The 16,171-nt window shown below is 41.4% G+C and carries 17 protein-coding genes; all 17 read left to right on the top strand.

Features of this window, described 5'->3' with window-relative positions; all coding sequences use genetic code 11:
* Positions 1-8 precede the first annotated feature (8 nt).
* The 17 genes from csrD (at position 9) to EGC82_RS03140 (ending at position 16,148) form a co-directional block, all read left to right on the top strand.
* Entirely contained in the window at positions 9-1,919 is a 1,911-nt protein-coding gene (gene csrD / locus EGC82_RS03060) for an RNase E specificity factor CsrD (RefSeq protein WP_124729443.1), read from the top strand.
* Between the two features lie 297 nt (positions 1,920-2,216).
* A complete protein-coding gene (locus tag EGC82_RS03065; protein ID WP_124729444.1) occupies positions 2,217-3,098 on the top strand; it encodes a biogenesis protein MshI in 882 nt (293 codons plus the stop codon).
* Positions 3,095-3,715 carry a fimbrial assembly protein gene (locus EGC82_RS03070; RefSeq protein WP_124729445.1) on the top strand — a complete coding sequence of 207 codons (621 nt, stop codon included), beginning with the start codon at positions 3,095-3,097 and terminating at the stop codon, positions 3,713-3,715. The genes EGC82_RS03065 and EGC82_RS03070 overlap by 4 nt, the downstream gene beginning before the upstream one ends.
* Complete coding sequence (locus EGC82_RS03075) at positions 3,712-4,368, top strand: MSHA biogenesis protein MshJ (protein WP_124729446.1); 657 nt, start codon at positions 3,712-3,714, stop codon at positions 4,366-4,368. Before EGC82_RS03070 ends, EGC82_RS03075 begins: the two co-directional genes overlap by 4 nt.
* A gap of 4 nt (positions 4,369-4,372) precedes the next feature.
* Positions 4,373-4,675 (top strand): MSHA biogenesis protein MshK, encoded by a 303-nt coding sequence (locus tag EGC82_RS03080; protein WP_164839082.1) that lies wholly within the window; start codon positions 4,373-4,375, stop codon positions 4,673-4,675.
* 13 nt (positions 4,676-4,688) lie between these two features.
* On the top strand, positions 4,689-6,359 hold the full coding sequence (mshL, locus tag EGC82_RS03085) for a pilus (MSHA type) biogenesis protein MshL (protein WP_124729448.1): 1,671 nt from the start codon (positions 4,689-4,691) through the stop codon (positions 6,357-6,359).
* A 51-nt stretch (positions 6,360-6,410) separates the two neighbouring features.
* Entirely contained in the window at positions 6,411-7,355 is a 945-nt protein-coding gene (locus EGC82_RS03090; protein ID WP_124729449.1) for an ExeA family protein, read from the top strand.
* A complete protein-coding gene (locus tag EGC82_RS03095; protein WP_124729450.1) occupies positions 7,352-8,725 on the top strand; it encodes a tetratricopeptide repeat protein in 1,374 nt (457 codons plus the stop codon). Before EGC82_RS03090 ends, EGC82_RS03095 begins: the two co-directional genes overlap by 4 nt.
* The gene (locus tag EGC82_RS03100) at positions 8,722-10,482 is read left to right on the top strand and encodes a GspE/PulE family protein (protein ID WP_124729451.1); all 1,761 of its coding nucleotides are present in this window, start codon (positions 8,722-8,724) and stop codon (positions 10,480-10,482) included. The genes EGC82_RS03095 and EGC82_RS03100 overlap by 4 nt, the downstream gene beginning before the upstream one ends.
* A 2-nt stretch (positions 10,483-10,484) precedes the next feature.
* A complete protein-coding gene (locus EGC82_RS03105; RefSeq protein WP_124729452.1) occupies positions 10,485-11,699 on the top strand; it encodes a type II secretion system F family protein in 1,215 nt (404 codons plus the stop codon).
* A gap of 32 nt (positions 11,700-11,731) precedes the next feature.
* Positions 11,732-12,316, top strand: coding sequence for an MSHA biogenesis protein MshF (locus EGC82_RS03110; protein ID WP_124729453.1), 585 nt, complete (start codon positions 11,732-11,734; stop codon positions 12,314-12,316).
* Positions 12,317-12,425: 109 nt separating this feature from the next.
* The gene (locus EGC82_RS03115) at positions 12,426-13,031 is read left to right on the top strand and encodes a pilin (RefSeq protein WP_124729454.1); all 606 of its coding nucleotides are present in this window, start codon (positions 12,426-12,428) and stop codon (positions 13,029-13,031) included.
* A gap of 84 nt (positions 13,032-13,115) precedes the next feature.
* Positions 13,116-13,640, top strand: coding sequence for a type II secretion system protein (locus tag EGC82_RS03120; RefSeq protein WP_124729455.1), 525 nt, complete (start codon positions 13,116-13,118; stop codon positions 13,638-13,640).
* 236 nt (positions 13,641-13,876) lie between these two features.
* Positions 13,877-14,356: a type II secretion system protein gene (locus EGC82_RS03125; protein WP_124729456.1), complete on the top strand. Its 480-nt coding sequence runs from the start codon at positions 13,877-13,879 to the stop codon at positions 14,354-14,356.
* A complete protein-coding gene (locus EGC82_RS03130; RefSeq protein ID WP_124729457.1) occupies positions 14,346-14,876 on the top strand; it encodes a type IV pilus modification PilV family protein in 531 nt (176 codons plus the stop codon). The genes EGC82_RS03125 and EGC82_RS03130 overlap by 11 nt, the downstream gene beginning before the upstream one ends.
* A complete protein-coding gene (locus tag EGC82_RS03135; RefSeq protein WP_124729458.1) occupies positions 14,876-15,703 on the top strand; it encodes a PilW family protein in 828 nt (275 codons plus the stop codon). Before EGC82_RS03130 ends, EGC82_RS03135 begins: the two co-directional genes overlap by 1 nt.
* Complete coding sequence (locus EGC82_RS03140) at positions 15,693-16,148, top strand: MSHA biogenesis protein MshP (RefSeq protein WP_124729459.1); 456 nt, start codon at positions 15,693-15,695, stop codon at positions 16,146-16,148. The genes EGC82_RS03135 and EGC82_RS03140 overlap by 11 nt, the downstream gene beginning before the upstream one ends.
* Positions 16,149-16,171: the final 23 nt, after the last annotated feature.

The raw sequence follows: 16,171 nt of genomic DNA on the forward strand, positions 1-16,171 counted from the left end.
GCGGATAAATGAAACTCACCAAGATCCTTACTAAAAAATTAACTAGCTTTTGGCTGCTTTCATTAGCTGCAGTGGCTTTTGTATTTTTACTGTGTGCGGTGATGGGCTTTACTCAGTTGACCTACACTTTTCAGCAACAAAAAGTGGCCGAATTAGAGACCATGTTAGTGGCTGATTATCAACAACATGGTAGTAATCAATTTTCTACTTGGTTACCTCCTTTACTGACGGCTTATAAAGCAGTTGATTTTTCTCTGTCGCAAGGCCCTCAAGTCGTTTATCAATTTCATCACGATCAAGCCGATACATCTAAAAACAGTTTGACTCTTTATCAGAGCCAGTTAAGTCATGGTAAATTATTAATGTCGTTGACTTTACCACCGCCATTTTCTTTACATAATTTGGGCTGGCATGAGTTAATTATTCTTGTGATTGGTTTTAGTAGTATTGGGATTTTTGTCCGTTTTGGTTATGGTTGGTACTCAAGAGAGTTAGATGGAATAGAGCAGCTTGCACAGCGCAGCAAGCTCATTTTAGATGGCCATTTAAAGCAAGCTGCTGATGTACCAACAAACGGTAAACCGCGGATGATTAATCGTGCGATCAGTAAATTGCTCGCCGATCTTGATGATGCTCATAAAGAGCGCGGCCGCTTAGATCAATTTATCCGCAAAGATACTTTTCTTGATAAACAAACCCAAATCGGTAATCCGATATTCTTTCAAAATCGCCTTGATGGACTCAGCCATAATCAAAAAATGGTGGCTCATGGTGTATTGATGTTAATTGAATTTGATGACGTTGATTTAGTCGAAGACCAATACGGTGAAAGTGGTGTTAAGGCTATGCTCTCACTAACAACGGAAGCTATTACAGCTGCCCTAGCTCAATACACTGACAGTATATTTGCACGACGTAGTTATTCGCAATTAGTCATTATAGTACCACAGCTGTCGCAGTTAGAAGCCGATCAATTAGCGCAGCGAATACTCAAAACCTGCCTTGCTTTACCTTTTCATGGCATTGGTAATCCAGATAATTTTTTACATTTGGGCTGTGCTTTCTTTAAAGCGGCAGACTTACAAGTCCAGCTGATTGAAGAAGCTGAAATGGCCCTTCGTGCAGCACAATTACAACGTGTTAATAATTGGTTTATGTACGATAAAGGCGCATTGGATGAGCAAATAGCCAAAGGCTCAGTTAGATGGCGCAGTTTTATTGAGAATGCATTGGTATCAAAACGATTTTTTACCTTACAGCAAGCTATTGTCGACAGTGATAACCAGACAATGCATTATGAAATATTTAGTCGTGCCCGTGATTTGCAAGGTAACGATGTACGCGCAACATTGTTTATTCCGATGGCTAATAAATGTGGATTGATGCCACAGATTGAACGGCAAGTACTGGAACAAGTGCTTTTCAGGTTAATGTCTTATAATTTATCGGTTTACAGTATTAATTTAAGTCTTGATAGTTTAACCAGTAGGGCGTTTGTTCGTTGGTTGCAATCGACCTTATTAGAACATCGACCTCTAGCGGCTCGACTTATTTTTGAAGTGTCGGAAGATATTATTGTCAAAAATCAGAAAAATACTTCATTACTTAAAACTCTCGATATGCTAAGAAAAATGGGGGCTAAATTGGCTGTAGATAATGTTGGCCAATCTGTTGTAGGGACTCACTATATTCAGGAGTATCACTTCGATTTAGTTAAACTGCATCGCTCTATCGTGCGCAGGGTACATCAACGTTCAGAAAATCAATTATTTATACGCAGTTTAATTGGTGGCCTTTATCGAGCCGAAGTGAAGGTGATTGCTGAAGGCGTTGAATGTTTCGAAGAATGGCAAACGTTAAAAATTCTCGGTGTGAGTGCTGCACAGGGTGACTTTTTAGGCCAAAGATCTGAAATTTAAGTGTTAAAGTGCTATGTTTACAGTAATTAATTTACCTTAAACCTTGTTTATCAACAGATTGCTCTCTATCTTAAACTAATGTGCGTTATATTAATGATGAGTTACAGTATTAACTAATCAGTAACAAAGCTTAATTGTGATAAATTTGACTGGTAATACTAAAAAAGACAGTGAACCTTAAGCGAGTGGTGTTGATATTATATGTTTGTACATTAGATTAATAATGTCTCTTTTTGATGATATATCTCCAATTAATAATCTTAAATACTTAATAAGTTAGCGAATATGGGCCACGCAATGGACAATGGTTTTTTGAGTAAACTAGCCTTTTGGCAAACATCGCAGTTGACGGGTGAGGTAGGCGTATTTATCGCCGGTAATTCCTTGTGGGCGTGTAAACCCCAGCAAGGACAATTAGCACCTGTCATCAGTGAGTTTTTAGTACAAAAAAATAATTGGTCTCAAGCCTTTGATGCACTGAAAAGCCAGTTTGGTAGAGTGCGGGTGCAATTAGTACTGTCGCAACAATATTATCAATTGTTACAAGTTGAAAAACCTAATGTTGAGCCTAGTGAAGTAACCCAAGCATTGATCTGGTCTGTTAAAGATATGGTGTCGGAGCCGGTTACTAATATCTATTTGGACTATTTTGAATCTAGTTTTATCTCCAGTACCAAAGTGAATGTGGTGGTTAGTAGCCGTCAGTTTTTAACTCAGCTGGCGAGTGCTTGTGACGACAATGGGTTACAGGTCGCCGGCATCAGCATTGAGGAACTGGCATTAAGCCATGTGTTAGCCCACGACAATATGGCTCATATGCTGGTAGCTCACTTGCCGCAACAAGAATTACTGTTGCTGGTTGTTAAGGCTGGTGAAGTGTTAATGCAACGTCGTGTGAGAGGTTTTAATCACCTGAATAAAGCGACTTTAGAAGAGTTAAAGCAAGGCTTAGCCGATAATCTTAGTTTGGAGATTCAACGGTCTATGGACTATTTTGAAAGCCAACTGCGTCAAGCCCCAGTGGGGTCGATTAGTATTCTGGCAGAGGGTGATAGTTCATCATTGGCCAATCTCGTCGGCGCTAACTTTAATCAAAAAGTGCTTGCCGTTGCTCATAGTGGCGTGCCGAGTTTACTGGCTCAGTTAGCGTTGCAGGAATTAGCTCGAGGTGAAACGTGATAAAAACTGGCGTTAATTTATATAGCCTCGATCTATTGCCGAAAAAACAAAGGCTAACCTTTTTAAGAATGATGCTTGCATTGGCTTTTTTCACCGTGTGTAGCGCGCTACTTTATGCTGCAGGATTTTGGCATGCTAATGAATTGCAAACCTTAAGTCAGCAGGCAAGTAGTGATAAAAATCGTCTCAATAATCAGAAAGTGCAGTTAGAGCAAAGTATCGCTGAACGTAAGCCTAATGCAGATTTAGTCGCGAAGGTCGAGCTTGAACAACAGCGTTTAGATCTTAAAAAAATGTTAAAGGATGAGCTTAGTCAGCGCAATACTCTGATTAGCCAAGGCTACTCGCCAATGTTGACCGATTTGGCTGCCGTGGCGGATTCTAGTGTGTGGTTAAGTCACATTACTATTGAACAACAAAACTCTGATATTCAGCGCATTGAGTTTGAAGGTTATGGTCGTAATCCACAAAGTATTCCACTTTGGATAGATAAACTCAAAACCACTTCAACGCTAAAGGGTTATGCTTTTTCAGCGATGACAATGGATCGCGGCGAAGCACAACCATTGGCGTTTAAATTGATAAGCCAACCCGTTGCTAAGGAGCCGGCACAATGAAGCAGCAATGGCAGGTGTGGTCGTCAAAGTTTAATGAGTTAAGTCAACGAGAGCGGATATTGATTGCGCTCGCTCTATTCGTTGTGGTGGGAATGTTGTTATATATGCCATTAGAGTCGCTTTGGAAACAGCAACAAGGTTTGCAAAATCAACTTGAGGCAGTGCAGCAGGAAAATTCGATTTCTATACAACAAGTGGCGCTCTATGAAGAACGTTTGCAACTTGATCCTAATCAAGATTATCAGCAACGGTTACAGTTGATTACCGAGCAGATGCAATTGATTGATACCGATTTAACTAACCAAATGGTTGATATGGTGCCCGCCGACTATATGCCAACGGTATTAGCGAATTTACTGGGTAATGTGAAAGGTGTCTCGTTACTTTCGTTTGCTTCTATAGCGCCTAAAGCCTTATTACAGGTGGGTGATGGCAGTAAAGTTAATCTTTACAGTCATGGTATTAAGCTGATATTACAAGGCGATTACTTTTCGATTTTAGCGTTTATAAAAGCCGTTGAGAGTATGCCAGATAAACTGTATTGGAAGCGTTTGGATTACCGTGTTGAATCTCATCCCGGTGCGTTAGTTGAATTAGAACTTTACACACTGAGTGTGAATAAGGACTTTATCAGTGTTGCCAAACAAGATTAATTCTATGGCGTATGCATCCTGCCTAATGATGCTATTAATGTCGGTCGCTAACGCACAAACATTACGTGATCCAACCTTACCAGGTCAGGGTTTTATTGCTGTTATGGCTAAAACCGATAATCAATCTTTAGTATTAAACAGTATTGTTAGTGGTCAACATAGCTACGCAGTCATTAATAATATTATTTTATCGGTAGGTGACACTGTTAGCGGTAGTGGATTACGAGTATCAAAGATTAATAAAGACTATGTTACCTTGTCAGATGGAAGAAAACTTCAGCTATTTCAGTCGATAACAGAGCGATAGGATAAGAATAAAAATGAATGTGATTAAATACGTTACTCCTCTGATGTCGCTGTGCTTAGTTGCTTGCCAAACGACGGACAGGCCGGATCCACAAAACGCAAAAGCGGCTTTGAATGAGTCAAGACAGCAAGCTGAAGCTAGCCAAGTTGTAGTGCCACCTCCAGCGGCAATGCCTGATGATGTTCAACGTGAGCTTAATGGCACGAATGTGTTGAACCAATCAGCAAGGGCCTTACCTGCGGAGCGTCGTTTTGATGTGTCAGCAAACGAAGTTGATGCTAGAGTGTTTTTTCCAAGCTTGGTAAAAGACACGCCATTAAGCGTGGCGGTACATCCTGATGTGCAAGGTAAAATATCGTTATCATTAAAAGCGGTGACCTTGGCAGAAGCCATTCAAGTTGTTGAGGACATTTACGGTTACGAAGTGAATCGAGAAGGTCGTATTTTACGCGTATTCCCCTCGGGAATGAGAACAGAAACCTTTCCTCTAAATTATATCTACATGCAGCGTGAAGGGTTGTCATTAACTTCGGTTAGCTCTGGTCGAATTTCAGATCAAAATAGTAATTCAAGTAATGGCAGTAGCAGCAATGGTAGCTCGAGTAATAACAGTAGTTCGAGTAACAATAGTAGCAATGGTAATTCCAACAGTAGTGACAATACCAATGGCACGTTTATTCGTTCAACAACCAAGACTGATTTTTGGGGCGAATTACAAGCCACATTAATGTCCATTATGGGGGAAACCGGTGGTGGCCGACAAGTTGTAGTGACCCCCCAAGCAGGACTTGTAACCGTTCGCGCTTTCCCTGATGAATTACGTCAAATTCGTAGTTTCTTACAAATTGCAGAAAGCCATTTACAGCGCCAAGTGATTTTAGAAGCAAAAATTATAGAAGTGACCTTATCGGATGGTTACCAGCAAGGGATCCAATGGGAAAATGTCTTAGGTCATGCTGGCAGTACCAACGTTGATTTTAGTACCTCAGCAGGACAAGGGTTAAGTAATGCCATTACATCTGCGATAGGCGGTGTAACGTCGATTAACTTTACCGGCAGCGATTTCAGTACCATTATTAATTTGCTCGATACTCAAGGTGATGTTGATGTACTTTCAAGCCCTCGAGTGACGGCTTCTAATAACCAAAAAGCGGTTATTAAAGTCGGCAATGACGAATACTTTGTCACCGATGTATCTTCAACAACGGTAGCCGGTACGACTCCGGTTACCACTCCACAGGTTGAGCTAACGCCATTTTTCTCAGGCATTGCTTTAGATGTGACGCCTCAGATTGATGAATATGGCAACGTAATATTGCATGTCCATCCTTCAGTGATTGACGTGACCTCACAAACCAAAGAAATTAAAATCAGTGATTCAACTTTAGAGCTACCGTTAGCACAAAGTGAGATCCGTGAATCGGATACTGTTATCCGCGCCGCTTCTGGTGATGTGGTGGTGATTGGTGGCTTGATGAAGAGTGAAAATATTGAAACCGTGTCTAAAGTACCTTTACTAGGTGATATACCTTTTCTGGGCGAAGCATTCACTAGTCGCACTAAATCTAAAAAGAAAACAGAATTGATTATTATGTTAAAGCCAACGGTTGTGGGTGGTGACACATGGAAGGATGAATTAAAGCGCTCGCAAGATTTAATCGAACGTTGGTACCCTTCTAAGTAGTCGCGGTTGATAAGTGTGGCGGTTGAAATTGATAAGGGATAGCCAGTAATTATGTATTTGCAGCACTTTGGCTTAAGTCAATTGCCCTTTACGCTTACCCCAAATACGAGTTTCTTTTTTGGGTTGTCGCCGCATGTGGAAGCGTTGCAAGTGCTGCAAACAGCATTACAAACCGGTGAAGGTTTTATCAAGGTTACTGGTGAAGTGGGTACTGGTAAAACCTTAGTTTGTCGTAAGTTGTTGAACGATTTGCCGACTCAATATCACTGTGCTTATTTACCCAATCCCTATTTGAATCCTAAAGAATTACGTTGGGCCGTAGCAGGAGAGCTTGGCTTAGCATTACCCAATAAAGTCGATCAGCAACAACTAACAAGGCTTATCCATGAACGTTTATTAGCATTAAATCATCAAGGTTTTCATGTGGTGTTAGTGCTGGATGAAGCGCAATCATTACCTGATGAAAGTATTGAAGCGTTACGATTATTTACTAATTTAGAGACCGAAAGTCGTAAATTATTGCAAGTGGTACTATTTGGTCAACCAGAATTAGATGAGCGTTTAGCCCAACCTAAATTTAGACAATTACGACAACGCATTACCTTTAGTTATGATTTACGCCCGTTAACATGGGATGAGATACAAGCTTATATTGGTTACCGACTTGCTATAGCCGGTTATCAAGGGCCTGAACTGTTTAGCACTGCGGATATTAAACGCATTGCAAAAGCGGCTCGAGGCATTCCGCGCTTGGTTAATATATTGGCACATAAGAGTTTATTGCTATGTTATGGCCAGGGTCAAAAAAAGGTACTACCTCGACATTGTCTTGCTGCAATAGTCGATACTGAAGATATTAACTTACAACACAAAGTGAGGTTCTCTCGTGTCAGTATGCTGATAATTATGCTGCTCGCGGCTGTGATGTTGATTATCGGATTGAATGACGATAATTGTTGTGGTGAATGGATGACACAAATAAGCGAGATTAAATGAGCGTTATTATTAAGATGCTGAATGATTTAGAGCAGCGTCAGCAACCAGGAACTGAAAATTCATCGACACCACCAGTGGGTGAATTCGTGCGTCCACAAGTTCAGTATCAATCTGTTACTCAATCTCGTTCACCACTCATTGGCCTTATTATTGTTACAGTACTCTTGATCCCTACATTATGGTTTGGTGTGTCTATGTACCGCCAAAGTAACCTACAAATAGCCAGTGACTCAGCGGCCATAGACACAGCAACAGAAAATAACATTAAATCGTTAGTGCTGAGTCCGCCACAAAATAATAATAGCGGTGAGATTGTTCTACCTCAGCAGGCTCTAAGCTCAACACCTACGCCAATTCAAAAACCCATTCAAGCATCAACTGAAGTGAATACGGCTGCAATAATTCAAGACAGCAGCATTCAGACAGAGGATCAAATATCCAAGCTCGATACACCAGTCAAGAGCACTGCATTAGTGGCTAAAGCCGTAACAAATGATATGCCTGAACAACAAGCTAGCGTTAAAGAGCCTAAAACAGTTAAAGCACAACCGATATTAGTCGCCACCGAAACTGCCACCGACAAAACCCGTATTTCAAGTTCGAATGCGCCTGCAGCTAACGAGGCAACATCTAATCAGATAGCTAATAATACTGCACCACTTAACCGTGCCTCAAATAGCCTTGAAACTAATCCAGTATTAACAGCAGCAGAATTTTCAGGTTCAGTAGCGCAAGCCGCTGTTGTTAGTCAAAAGCCTGTGGATATGACGATAAAAGAAGTGGTTCTTTCCAAGGCGCAAATGGCACAGTTGCAATACCGCAAAGCGATGGATGCCGAGCAAGCACAGCGACTTGATGATGCCGCGGGTTACTATTTAGAAGCGATTATTTTACAACCGAGTTTACATAATGCCCGTAAGCAACTGGTTGAAATTTATTATGCGCAAAATAATCCCACAACGGCGATGCGATTGCTCGAAAGTGGCATTAGTATGTTTCCGCAACAATGGGAGTTTTATGTGATTCTGTCGCGGATTCAAATTGAGATAAAAGCCTATAATGAAGCATTGTCGACAGTGGCAATGATCCCCGATAAGTCGTCGTGGGCTCGTGATAAATGGATCGCCCAAACCGATTTGGCCCAAAATTCGAAAAACTTTGCTTTAGCAGAAGCGGCTTACCGTAACCTATTGGTATCCGAGTCGACTCAGTCTCGCTGGTGGATGGGTTTAGGTTATGCCTTAGATTCGCAGAAAAAATATTCACAAGCTGCCCAGGCTTACCGATCAGCATTAAGTTATGAAGGGTTATCCACTTCTGCCATGACATTTATTGAAAAGCGTTTAGATCAGCTAGGAGAAAACCGATGAAACCTAAATTAAAGATGCGGTTAGGAGATCTTCTTGTTCAAGAGCTGATTATTACTGACGATCAATTACAACAAGCATTAGCGGAACAACGCAATTCGGGTAAAAAGCTCGGCCGTACATTAATTGATTTAAACAGTATTACTGAAGATCAGTTACTTAAGTTTTTATCTCATCAGCTTAATTTACCGTACCTGGATATTAGTCGTCGACCTATTGCCGCCGAAGTGGTCAATATTCTCCCTGAAGTGCAGGCGCGACGTTATCGTGCTTTAGTTGTTGAGAGCCATGCGGACCATGTGTTAGTGGTTATGAGCGACCCTGCCGACTTGCAGGCTATCGATAATATTGAAGTATTAGTTGCCCCGAAACAGTTAATGATTGCGGTAGCGCCAGAACAACAATTACTCGATGCATTTGACAATCTTTATCGCCGTACCGGGCAAATTGCAGAGATTGCCGGCAAGTTAGATGAAGAATATGCCGCCGATGACATGTTCGATTTAGCTAATTTGACTCAAAGTGACAGTGATAACGAAACCACAGTGGTTAAGTTATTACAGTCTATTTTTGAAGATGCAGTGCAAATGCGTGCGTCAGATATTCATATTGAACCTGGTGAGAAAGTGTTGCGGATCCGTCAGCGTATTGATGGCCAATTGCATGAAAATACATTAAGTGAAGTGAATATCGCCTCGGCCTTAGTGTTACGGCTTAAATTGATGGCGGGTTTGGATATTTCAGAGAAGCGTATGCCACAAGATGGCCGTTTTCGTATGGAAATAAAAGGTCATAAAATCGATGTGCGAATGTCGACTATGCCGATTTACCATGGTGAATCTGTGGTAATGCGATTATTAGATCAAACCACCGGACTGCGCACGCTAGATGAAACCGGTATGCCACCGCACATTGTGGCGCGTATTCGTAAACAGATTAAACGGCCTCACGGTATGTTGTTAGTTACAGGGCCAACAGGTAGTGGTAAAACGACCACGCTGTACGGTATTTTAAGTGAGCTTAACACCGCCGACAGAAAAATTATTACAGTAGAAGACCCGGTGGAATATCAATTGCCCCGCATTAACCAAGTCCAAGTTAATCACAAGATTGGCTTAGACTTTTCTAACGTACTGCGTACCACCCTTCGTCAAGATCCCGACATTATCATGGTTGGTGAGATGCGTGATCGAGAAACCGTCGAAATTGGTTTACGAGGTGCATTAACGGGCCATTTTGTGTTATCAACGTTACATACAAATGATGCTGTTACCAGTGCATTGCGATTACTCGATATGGGCGCTGCCAGTTATTTAGTGGCCAGTGCCTTGCGCGTTATTATCGCTCAACGTCTTGTGCGGCGTGTTTGTCATAATTGTGCGGTAGATTATCAACCCACAGCGGCTGAACGCAGTTGGCTTGCGAGTGTGACTAAAAAAGATATTAGTAGTGCCACCTTTAAAGTGGGCCGTGGTTGCCAAACCTGTAATGGCTCTGGCTATCGTGGTCGTATCGGTATTTTTGAAATACTCGAACTCGATGAGAACATGATTGATGCCATGCGAACTGGTAATCCACAAGATTTTGCCCGAGCGGCGCTGCGCAGTCCTAATTTTATCCCATTGGCGCATTCTGCTATGGAGTACTTATTCCTTGGCACGACCACACTAGAAGAAGTGTCAAAACTGGTTGAAGATGTCAGCGAGTCTAAAGTGGCATTGTCGGAAGATGTTATTAGCCAGCAAGATGTTGGGGCATAACGATGCCAATATACCAATATCGCGGACGTAATTCACAAGGACAGGCTGTCAGTTCACAACTTGAGTCTGTTAATGAAAGCGCTGCGGCGGATGCCTTGCTTTCTCGCGGGATTATTCCATTAGAATTACGTGAGGTAAAAACGAAGCAACCTTTTTCAATGAGTTTGTTTCAAAGCAAAGTGTCGTTGGAAGAATTACAAATTTTTAGTCGACAAATGTATTCACTGACACGTTCAGGTATCCCTATTTTAAGGGCCATTGCTGGCTTATCTGAAACCACTCATTCAGACCGCATGAAAAAAGCTTTGGATGATATTTCTGTTCAACTTACTTCAGGTCGACCGCTATCTTCTGCCATGAATCAGCATCAGGATATATTTGATTCGTTATTTGTCTCGATGATCCATGTGGGCGAAAATACCGGTAAATTGGAAGACGCCTTTATTCAGTTGTCTGGTTATATTGAACGAGAACAAGAAACCCGTCGGCGGATTAAAGCCGCCATGCGTTATCCGATGTTTGTGCTTATTGCTATAACCATCGCGATGGTTATTTTAAATATTATGGTGATCCCTAAGTTTGCCGACATGTTCTCTCGTTTTGGTGCGGAATTACCATGGGCGACAAAAATATTAATTGGCACCTCTAATTTGTTTGTAAATTTTTGGCCTCACATGATAGTGCTATTCATTGGCGTAGTTGTTGGCATCCGGTATTGGCATCATTCAGATAAGGGCGAGAAGCAATGGGATTTATGGAAACTGCATATTCCGGTTATTGGCTCCATTATTGAGCGTTCAACTCTTTCACGTTACTGTCGCTGTTTTTCAATGATGCTTAGTGCGGGTGTTCCCATGACCCAAGCATTAAGTTTGGTAGCCGATGCGGTTGATAACGCTTATATGCATGATAAAATTGTTGGTATGCGCCATGGCATTGAATCAGGCGAATCAATGCTAAGGGTTTCTAATAGCAGCCAATTGTTTACTCCATTAGTATTGCAAATGGTGGCAGTGGGCGAAGAGACGGGCCAAATAGATCAACTATTAAATGATGCTGCTGATTTTTATGAAGGTGAGGTTGATTACGATTTAAAAAATCTGACGGCTAAATTAGAACCTATTCTTATCGCGTTTGTCGCTGGCATTGTATTGATATTAGCGCTAGGTATTTATCTTCCTATGTGGGATATGCTTAATGTAGTCAAAGGCGGTTAACGCATAATGAAAACTACTGATTGGATATCGATATGCTGAGCCAGCAAAAAGCAGATGATGATCTGCTTAAAGTTTATGGACGAGTTATTGCTATTGCTGTGGTATTAGTGTTGCTGGCCATTTTTGGGGTACGTTACTTGAATACCACTTCTAATATAGGCGGCCGAAGTTTAGAGTTTGAACATAATCGTTTTTTAAATGTCTTAGCGATGGTGCGCAGTCAATGGTTAGCGTCTGGTCGGCCGCATCAGATGCAGTTATCTTGGCACAACATGGTATCGAATGAGGCATCAAGTGAAACAAGTGATCACGATACAACATCTACAGATGCCTCAATGAGTTCTGAGGTTATCAATGGCGATGCAGATGCTGATTTAGTGGGAACCGATAATTGGATTTCGTTGTCTGACCAAGGTTGGCCCATTATTGCCACTAATAATGTTCAAGGTTGCGAACGTCTCTGGGGGCAGTTATTGGCGACTAATGTTCAAGAATTAAATATTACGGTAGATTATCAACCAGACGACAACATTTGTCGCTATTATTCAGGTAGCAAGGCCAGTTTAAGTTATCAACTGCAAACGGGTAGAGTTATTTTTTTAATAAATGCCGGATAAAATTTGTACCATTAGTGTTAAATTTTTAATAAGCTGCTAATATTAGTCAAGTTATAGTTTAACCAGTATTATTTCCTGTTGTAGGCGCTATAGAGAAGAGTGAGATATTATGAAATTGAAACAACAAGGTTTTTCATTGATCGAGTTGGTCATTGTTATTGTCATCCTCGGTTTATTAGCCGCTACGGCGATCCCGCGTTTTTTGAATGTAACTGATGATGCCGAAGACGCAAGTGTAGATGGCGTGGCAGGTGGTTTAGCCACCGCGGTGAGTTTTGTGCGTGCACAATGGGAAGTGGATGGCCGACGTAATAGCAATGTTATTTTAGACGGCACTAATGTGTCATTAGATACGCGCTTTGGTTTTCCTACCGGTACAACCAATACTGATGCAACTTCAATGACCAATGAAACATGTCAGGAAGTATTTGATTCAGTGTTACAAAATGCACCTAGAAATGTTCTTTTTAATGAAGATGCTCGTAAACACCGTTATACCGTAAGAATGCAAAATGGTGTTGGTGGTTCGTCTACTAGTATTGATGGACAAACGGTCACAGGTCTTGATTTGTGTGTTTATCATCAGGTTGCTACTTTAGTACTTAATCAAACTTCGGGTGTTGCAGCTCCTGCTCCGGATTTAGATACCGTCGGTGCTAAAGGCGTTACATACAATGCAGGTACGGGTCAGGTCGTATCATTTACTAACAACTAATTTGGTTTATCACTTTTCCTAGTTATATTAATATTTATAGTTATAGTGAAGACAATTGATTTATTTTTATAGAGGCTATTTAATATGCAAAAACAACAAGGTTTTACATTAATCGAATTAGTGGTTGTGATCATTATTCTGGGTATTTTAGCGGTTACGGCAGCGCCGAAGTTTATTAACTTGCAAGGTGATGCTCGTGTTTCTGCGCTAAGTGGTTTAAAAGCTGCTATTCAAGGTGCAAACACATTAGTATATTCAAAAGCGGCTTTAGCGGGTCAAGAAAAAGCTATTGGAGCCGACGTTATTTTATCGAGTGTTGCAGCTGACTCAGCTGCAACTCCTCCTGTAGTAGCTTCTAGCGTTAAAGTAAAAACTGATTATGGTTATTTGACTGCTACTTTAGATAACTTTAAAAATGCAATTGATTTAAGCGTTTCAGCAGGTACAGATCCTGGTGCGGCAGCAATCACGACTGATTGGGTTTTTGATGCAGCAACAGGCAGCTTTTGGCAAGCAGGGGCACCATCAACTTGTACTTTCACTTACACTGCAGCAACAGCAACATCTATCCCTGTTTATAGCGCTATGCCAGCAGCATCAGCTTGCTAATTTGATTTCATTAAAAAACCTGCTTAGGCAGGTTTTTTTTTGAGTGTTTACAATGCATAAAACAATAGATTCTAATTAATAGGGTTAACTATAAAGTGATATCATCTTAACAAAAAGCAGACAATCTTGGTTGTTTTTGCCATACTAAATCTTCAAGTATAAGTCTATGACATTATTATGGTTTAGCTTTGTTAGGTGTCGGAGTATTCATTGAGTCAAATGAGGAAATCATTACCGTGAGTCAACAACGCAATGTTCAGCTTGGCTTTACCTTGGTTGAATTGGTTACCACCATGATTTTGATTGGTATTATTGCTGTGGCGGTATTACCGCGTTTGATGTCTGATTCATCTTTTAGTGCCTATAGTTTACGCAGTGAATTTATCAGTGAATTACGCCAAGTTCAGCTTAAAGCGATGCAAAATACCGATCAGTGTTATCAAATTGATGTCACATCAAGCGGTTATACTTTACTTCATTTTAGCGCAAGAGCTGCTAGCTTATGTACAAACCAGGTACGTATAGAGCAACAACAAACCTTCAGTGGCAATGCCCACATCGCCTTAACCAGTAATGCTAGCCAAGTGTTTTCGATTACCTTTGACAGCTTAGGTCGCATGTTATCTCCGGCGTGTGCAGGTCATTGTTTTAATGTCGTAGCAGACGAAACCTTAGCCATTGCGGTTGAGTCAGAGGGGTATATTTATGCTCCGTAAAACTCAATTTCATTGTTTATTAGCATCTACTCGTGGTTTTACCTTAATCGAACTTGTCATTGGTATGATGGTGATCGGCATTGCGATAGTGATGCTCACTAGCATGCTATTTCCCCAAGCAGATAGAGCCGCTGCAACTCTACATAGGGTTCGTTCTGCTGAGTTAGCCCATTCAGTCATGAATGAGATTTGGGGTAAGCGCTATGATCAAAATACTAATTCCAATGGTGGTGTTCCCGCATGCAATGCTCCAACAGGCATTGTTTGTTCAGCGGCTCTTGGCAAGGATGGTGAAAGCCGCGACGATTTTAATGATGTTGATGATTATGATGGGTTAGATGAAACACAAAACATGCTCAACTCAAGCCAAACTTATGCCCAAGCCTATCCTCGTTATCAGTTGAACGTGTCAGTTGAATATCTTGATCCTGCGACTCAAGCAAAAAAGTTAATCACTGTCGATGTGACAACACCTGCCGGTGAAGTGATCACTTACCAAGCGGTAAGGAGTAATTACTAATGTCACTTAGCAACCAAGGTAAATCTGCTGGTTTCACTTTAATTGAAATGGTTACGGTTATTCTAATCTTAGGGATTATTGTTGTTGGGTTAAGTAGTTTTGTTATTTTTGGCACCCGCATTTTTGTTGAATCTAGTGCTGTTGATCAAGTGCTCAGTCAAAGCCGTTTTGGCATTGAACGGATGACCCGCGATATTCGCCGTGCGGTGCCCAACAGTATGCGAACGTTAACCGCAATCGATGGTAGTTTTCAGTGTTTGGAGTTGTTGCCTATTGCAGCCAGCACATCGTATCTTGATGCGCCATTTATGCCACAATCTGCGCAAAATACTTTAACCGCGATTAAAAGTATTCGTCCCATTAATGCAGCTCAATCAGTGTTAATTTATCCTTTAATCAATAGCGAAATTTATAATCCGCAAGGGACTACCGCTAAACGATTTATTGTACAAAGTGTTGCTGAATCTGGTGATAAACTGACGATAACCTTAACTCAAACCGTCCGCTTTACTGAGGCGTCGCCGCTAAAACGCTTATACGTTTCTGATAGTCCATTGAGCTACTGTTTTGTTAACAATGCCAGTAATGCTGAGCTGCGCCTATACCAAAACTATGGTTATAAGGTCGATCAGCCTACGCCCGCTACGATGGGTAATGGGGTGTTAATGGCACAAAATGTCACCAATGCCTTAGCGGTTAATCCCGCGGTGATCTTGACTCCATCGACGTTGGTGACTAATGCAATAGTGCATTTACAGCCACTATTTAGCGTTAATGGCGAAACGTTTCAATATCAACATCAAGTGCAGGTGATGAATGTTCCCTAAGCTGAAATTAACCCAACATTCTCAACAAGGTAGTGCACTAATCATTGGTGTGTTTGTACTCACGGTGATGTTTTTACTTGCGGCGAGTTTAATCCGTATTGTCGGTGATGCCGATGAGTCGGTGAACATGGAAGTGTGGGGGACTCGGGCATTATTTAGTGCCAATAGCGGTGCAGATGCGGCCCTTTCTGAGTTATTTCCGCTGCTAGGTTCAGTAGCTAATTGTACTAATGTTAGCCCTACATGGACGCCGCCAAGCGGATTAAATGGGTTTCATAACTGCACTGTGTCGGTTACCTGCAATACTGCAACGGTGGACAGTGTTGCTCAATATAGAATTAACAGTTTAGCGGTTTGTGAAACCGGTAATTGTGGTGGCAATGCTAACAGTTCAACATGTTTGCGAGTGAGTCGCCAAGTGGAGGTAGAAGCCCGTGGGAATTAAGTTACTTAAATATATTTTTACTC

The sequence above is a fragment of the Shewanella livingstonensis genome, from assembly GCF_003855395.1.
Taxonomy (GTDB): domain Bacteria; phylum Pseudomonadota; class Gammaproteobacteria; order Enterobacterales; family Shewanellaceae; genus Shewanella; species Shewanella livingstonensis.